This window comes from Niastella sp., from assembly GCF_045805085.1.
Taxonomy (GTDB): Bacteria; Bacteroidota; Bacteroidia; order Chitinophagales; family Chitinophagaceae; genus Niastella.
In genome coordinates, this window is sequence record NZ_JBJMLX010000328.1 from 1 (window position 1) to 5,450 (window position 5,450).

Below are 5,450 nucleotides of genomic sequence, written 5' to 3' on the forward strand. Positions count from 1 at the left end.
AGCCCCTACCCAGGGATCAGCGTAGCTAATCCCTCTCTCTCCGCTGAAAGGGACAGCCTGATGCATGTCATTGTATGCAGCCGTTTTACAATCTCGTCATGCTGTTCGCCCAGGGGGCTCGAAAAGAGACTTCCGGTTACAACAAACAAACCTTTGGTTACATTCATTCCCCTCCGATCATAGAGCTTTACATCATCAAAAAAAGCAACAATGAAAGCAATAAGGATTTATGAATTTGGAGAACCAGAAGTCATGAAACTGGAAGAAACAGCACGACCCAAACCGGCATCGGATGAAGTATTGGTAAAGACCTATGCAAGTGGTGTAAACATAGTCGACTGCAGTATCAGAAGAGGTGGCAATGACATCCTGAGGCCATATCTGCAACTGCCCCTTACGCCGGGGTGGGATGCTGCTGGCATCATAGAGGAAGTTGGAGCTGAGGTCACCAGCTTTCAAAAAGGTGATAAAGTATACGGCATTCCCAACTTTCCCGGCGATGGCAGCTATGCCGAATACTTTGTGGCTAAAGCAACATCGGTAGCCATCAAACCACAAAACCTTACCTTCATAGAAGCGGCAGGTATACCTTTAGCTGGTACCACGGCCTGGAGAGGGGTAGTCGATTATGGCAAGATACAGCCAGGCCATAAGATACTCATTCATGGCGCAGCAGGAGGAGTGGGGAGTCTGGCCATACAGATCGCCAAAGCAAAAGGGGCGTATGTAATAGGCACTGCTTCGTCGCATAATCTGGCCTTTCTGAAAGAACTGGGAGCCGATGAAGCCATTGACTACAGGAGCCAGCCTTGGGAAAAAATCCTGAAAGACATAGACGTGATCTTTGATGCCTCACCGGTGCGTGATAACGAGACCCGTCTTAAATTCGTACAAGTATTAAGGCAGGAAGGTATACTGGTATGCTCGCAACTTGATTTTCCGTATGCCGAAGACGTAAAAGCAGCTCTTGCAGCAAAACAGGCTACCGGCGAGCTCGTAGGATTTCAAACTTATGATAGTTTAAAGGAGATGGCAACTATGATAGAGGAAGGCAAACTGAAAGTAACAATAAGCAAAGTATTTCCGCTGGAGCAGGTTGCTGAAGCACACAGGGAAAATGAAGCCGGTCATGTACGCGGTAAACTGGTGCTGGAGATCATAAAAGACTAAGAGAGCATGAGACATTTTAAAACCATCAGCGAATTTCATGAATACAGGGGACTGCCCCGCCCCAATCATCCGTTGTTCGGTATCATAGACATCTCTACACCTATGCAAATGCAGGAGGAAGAACCTGTGAATATGACTATGGACTTCTATAGTATCGCGGTGAAAAGAATGTCGAATGTGAAGGTTAAGTATGGACAGCAATATCTCGACTTCAATGAAGGCATCATGTCATTCATGTCCCCACGGCAGGTCTTCAGCATCGGCATTAATGAAGAAACAATAGAAACCAAAAGATCAGGATGGGTGATATACATTCATCCTGATTTCTTATGGAATACGCCACTTGCTAAAGTCATCAAGCAGTACAACTTTTGGGACTATTCCATCAGGGAAGCGCTATTTCTTTCTGCCAAAGAAGAAACCATCATCAATAACATCATAGAAAACATCATACAGGAATATCATAACAACATTGATAAATTCAGCAAAAAGATCATTATCACGCAAATAGAAAGCCTGCTTACCTACGCAGAGCGTTTCTACAACCGGCAGTTCATTACCCGGGAAAAAACCAACCAGCAGTTGGTTGGTAAACTGGCAGAACTGCTTGATCAATACTTCAATACTCATGAACTGATTGCGAAAGGATTGCCCACTGTTCAATACATTGCCGACCAACTACACCTATCCCCAAAATACCTCAGCACCTTACTTAGTACCGTCACAGGCCAGAGCACGCAACAGTATATCCATGAAAAATTGATAGAGGTTGCCAAGGAAAAACTGTCCACGACCAGCTTATCCGTTGCTGAGGTTTCCTACCAGTTAGGATTTAAACACGCACAATCCTTTAACAGGCTCTTCAAAACAAAAACGAACCAGTCTCCACTGGAATTCCGTGCCTCCTTCAATGTTAATTAGATAGCTTCGCCTGTCGCATACCCATCAAACTTGTCGTTCATGATCTGGATCAAAGAACTTATGATGGCATCATCGCTCCTAATCACACCAAAGTGTAGTGTCGAATCCCTCTTTCTTTATTTGATTTCATCATTTCACACACGCGTCATCAATGGAGCCTTACATTTTCAGCGCTCAATTAATTGACTAACAATATGGAGTAGGGTAGGTTTATTTCCCCCGCTCTCTGCTTTTTTTGCTGTAAGTTGGTGTGATTCACTTATTTCCGCAGTCATTCTTATACGATAACATTAAAACATACTGAATGGAGATCACGATAAAATTCAAATAGCTTTTTGTTCGAACACAATCCCCATCACCGACACATATGCCTTTTTCACTTTGATCTTTGAATCTTTATTAAATACCCATTGCAGAAATTTTCTATTTTATTAAGATCCTCCACAAACAGGTTCGAAAGTTGTAACCTACAGCCCGCAAACGCAATGGCATCGGTGCCCAGCTTTTAAGCTGGGCATTTTGCATTTGCGCGAGGAGCCGGAGGCTTCCAATTTAACGGATAATAATGAGGGTGCCTTTTAGCAGGAATGGCCTATCGTAATAATCCACCCCAGCGAGCATGTAGACGAAGGTGCCGGTGAGCGGTTGGCCGCCGGCGGTACCGTCCCAGGATAGATTGGGATCGTTGCTGCTGAAAACCATTCTACCCCAGCGGTCGAACACATTTACCTGAATTTTTTTGGTAAGGCCCTGAATGATGAGATGCCAGCGGTCATTAGCGCCGTCGCCGTTGGGGGTGAAGGCATTGGGGACGAAGATGCGTACCGAATCAAAAACCCTGATGGCTACGGGCGCAAGGGCGCTGCTACAATCGCCCCGCGTAAATCCGACATATAACATCTCATCCTTTGGAATAATGGGTGTATGCAGTATGCCGGATGCGGATGTGTCGAGGACGGCCGCGCCAAACGAAGGGACACCGAGTAAGATGTACTCGCCCCGTTGCGGCTTGTCGATGATGATGGTGGTTGCGGTATTTCTGGGGATATACTGACTGGCGATTGGCGGCATCTGAGGCGAGAGCTGGATATCGCCGATGGTTAGCGTATTACCCGTTACCGTACATGCGTATTGATCGGTGACAACAGCCTTATAATCCCCTGCTTTAAGGTTGTCCAAATGGCCTGCTGTGGTGGCGATCGGAGCGGCATTGCTGCCTGCCGTATACCAATTCCAGGTATAGGTGCGGGCAGCATCGATCATTTGCAAATCGCTGATCGACCCGATGCCGGCATTGCAGGTGTCATTATGCTCCTTTAGCAAGCTATAATCGAAGGAGGGTTTGGGGATCTGCGGGACAGTGAGGACCGGTGTCTGTGTCTGGCAGCCGAGGGCATTGCTCATGGTGAGTTGATAGTCACCGCCGGCGATACCTGTGAGGTCGGGGGCTGTGCCTACGATATTGCTATTGCCAGTATTTGACCAGCTATAGACAGCCGCATTCGTCACAACGATGCCGGTGATGGAGCCATTTGGTTTTTCGCATGATGCAGGGTTAATCACCATTGCATTGGCGTCGAAGGTGATCGTGCCGTTGTCCGGGATCGTATATAATTGAGAAAAGAGAGTATCACAGCCGCCGCCGTCCTTAAACACGAATCGGTAATTGCCGGCTTTTGCGTGGATGAGATCGAGCGTGGTGGAGACGGTGGCTCCCTGATCGTTTTGCCAGGCCAAGAAAACAGGTGGCGCCGCGTTCCGATAGCTCATTCCGGTCACCGATCCATTGGCATTGCCGCAGGTAGTGCCGATCACGCTGACCGATGTGGTGATAAGCGAAGGGGCGGTCGTGGAAGTGATTGTATAGGGACCATATTGTGCAACGCAGGTCGGGTCCTTTTTAAGCGCGAGCTGCATCGTGTAGGTCCCCGGTGCCAATCCCTGTAATGGATTCGCGACGCTAAAATCCGGGCAAATGGTGCCCCCTGCGTTTAGCCAACTATAGGTTGTTGCAGCATCGAATGTGCCGGACAAGGAAAGCGAACCGGATACCTGCCCGCAACTGGGTGAGTTTACCGTAATGGAGGCAGGATCGAATGCGGGCAGGGTGACATTGGTGACTGTATAGGGGATGCTGCTGGCATCACAAGCCTGGCCGCCGATGGAAGTTACAAAGGTATATGTACCGGGACCAATGTTCGTAAGGTCGAGGCTGGTAGAGATGACATTTCCGGCCGCGTCCTCCCAGTACCATTCTGTTCCGCTGGAGACCTGGATGTTTTTGATGGAGCCGTTGCGGTGGCCGCAGGTGGCGTTCTGCACAACAATGTTGGTCGTATTGATGGTAGCGGTGGAAAAGGCAGAAGTAGCGCCATAGGTATCTGTGGCGGTGGCCACGATGGCGCCAGTGGCAGGAAGGGAATAGTTCCAGTTACCGGCGTTGTCGGCGGTAGTAGTGCCAATGTAAGTCTTTCCTTCGCAGCCGGGGCATTCGTCATCATAGAAGAGCTCGATGGTAGAATTGGCCAGGGCGGTGCCGCCAACGGTGCCGGGTGTCAGGACGGTGATGTTCGCGTAGGGGGAAGGGTGAGGATAGTTCGGGTCGAATACGATGCCGGTGGCATTGCAGAAAAAGCTGTTTTGAGAGATCGTGACGGGGCTGCACCACTCTTCGACCACCCCATTTTTATTGTTGGCTATATAGTTTTTTTTACCTGGATCGGGGCCGCCGATAAGACCTGGACCACAATTACTCACCAAGATATTATCTCCATTAGTAATGATTGCCCCGCTAAGAAGATTTGTGACATTGTCCGGTCCCACACCGATGTGATTTCCCTGTATAACGAAACGGCTACGTGTAAACTCGATCTTGTAGCCGCCGATGCTGACATTATTGATGATATTCGTGGTGACGAAGGATTGCCCCACAAATACATTGCCACCAATAAGGAAGGGCGTGTTATTGGGTGAGAGTCTGATATTACCGGTAATATCCGTGCCTTCTTTGTTACCCTGTATATTGAGATAGCCGTAGTTCGAGGCATCGATGAGCTGATATTCCAATGGGTCACCGCTCTGATTCATCAGATTGCCTTCGCCGGGGTTGAGGCCCCCGATCTGCAAATTGGTGATGTCGAGGGCATAAATGCTGGTGCCATTGAGTTGCGCAACACTGGCGCTGGATCCGCTCTCGTCTGTGCCCAGTATATTCCCTTGAATGACTATATTGTCGGTGATGAACGGCTGTGAGGTTTGGTTGGTGGCAAGGATGGCCCCTGCGAAGCCCTGAATGACATTTCCTTTGCCGGCGGCGCCGATGTAAACATTGCTGCTTCGATCGATATAGATGCCGGAAA

Annotated in this window: 3 protein-coding genes; 2 read left to right on the top strand and 1 reads right to left on the bottom strand. The window is 48.7% G+C overall.

The window, feature by feature from the left end; all coding sequences use genetic code 11:
- The first annotated feature begins 210 nt into the window (after positions 1 to 210).
- Positions 211 to 1,170: an NADP-dependent oxidoreductase gene (locus ACJ751_RS17385; RefSeq protein ID WP_407746791.1), complete on the top strand. Its 960-nt coding sequence runs from the start codon at positions 211 to 213 to the stop codon at positions 1,168 to 1,170.
- Positions 1,171 to 1,176: 6 nt separating this feature from the next.
- The gene (locus ACJ751_RS17390; protein ID WP_407746792.1) at positions 1,177 to 2,091 is read left to right on the top strand and encodes a helix-turn-helix domain-containing protein; all 915 of its coding nucleotides are present in this window, start codon (positions 1,177 to 1,179) and stop codon (positions 2,089 to 2,091) included.
- A 552-nt stretch (positions 2,092 to 2,643) separates the two neighbouring features.
- Here ACJ751_RS17390 and ACJ751_RS17395 read toward each other — a convergent pair.
- The coding region (locus ACJ751_RS17395; protein WP_407746793.1) for a gliding motility-associated C-terminal domain-containing protein at positions 2,644 to 5,450 on the bottom strand (2,807 nt) is incomplete at its 5' end.

What these genes read in the sequence shown, in the direction of transcription:
- ACJ751_RS17385 (WP_407746791.1), top strand. Translation starts at nt 211, where the DNA reads ATGAAAGCAATAAGGATTTATGAATTTGGAGAACCAGAAGTCATGAAA.
- ACJ751_RS17390 (WP_407746792.1), top strand. Translation starts at nt 1,177, where the DNA reads ATGAGACATTTTAAAACCATCAGCGAATTTCATGAATACAGGGGACTG.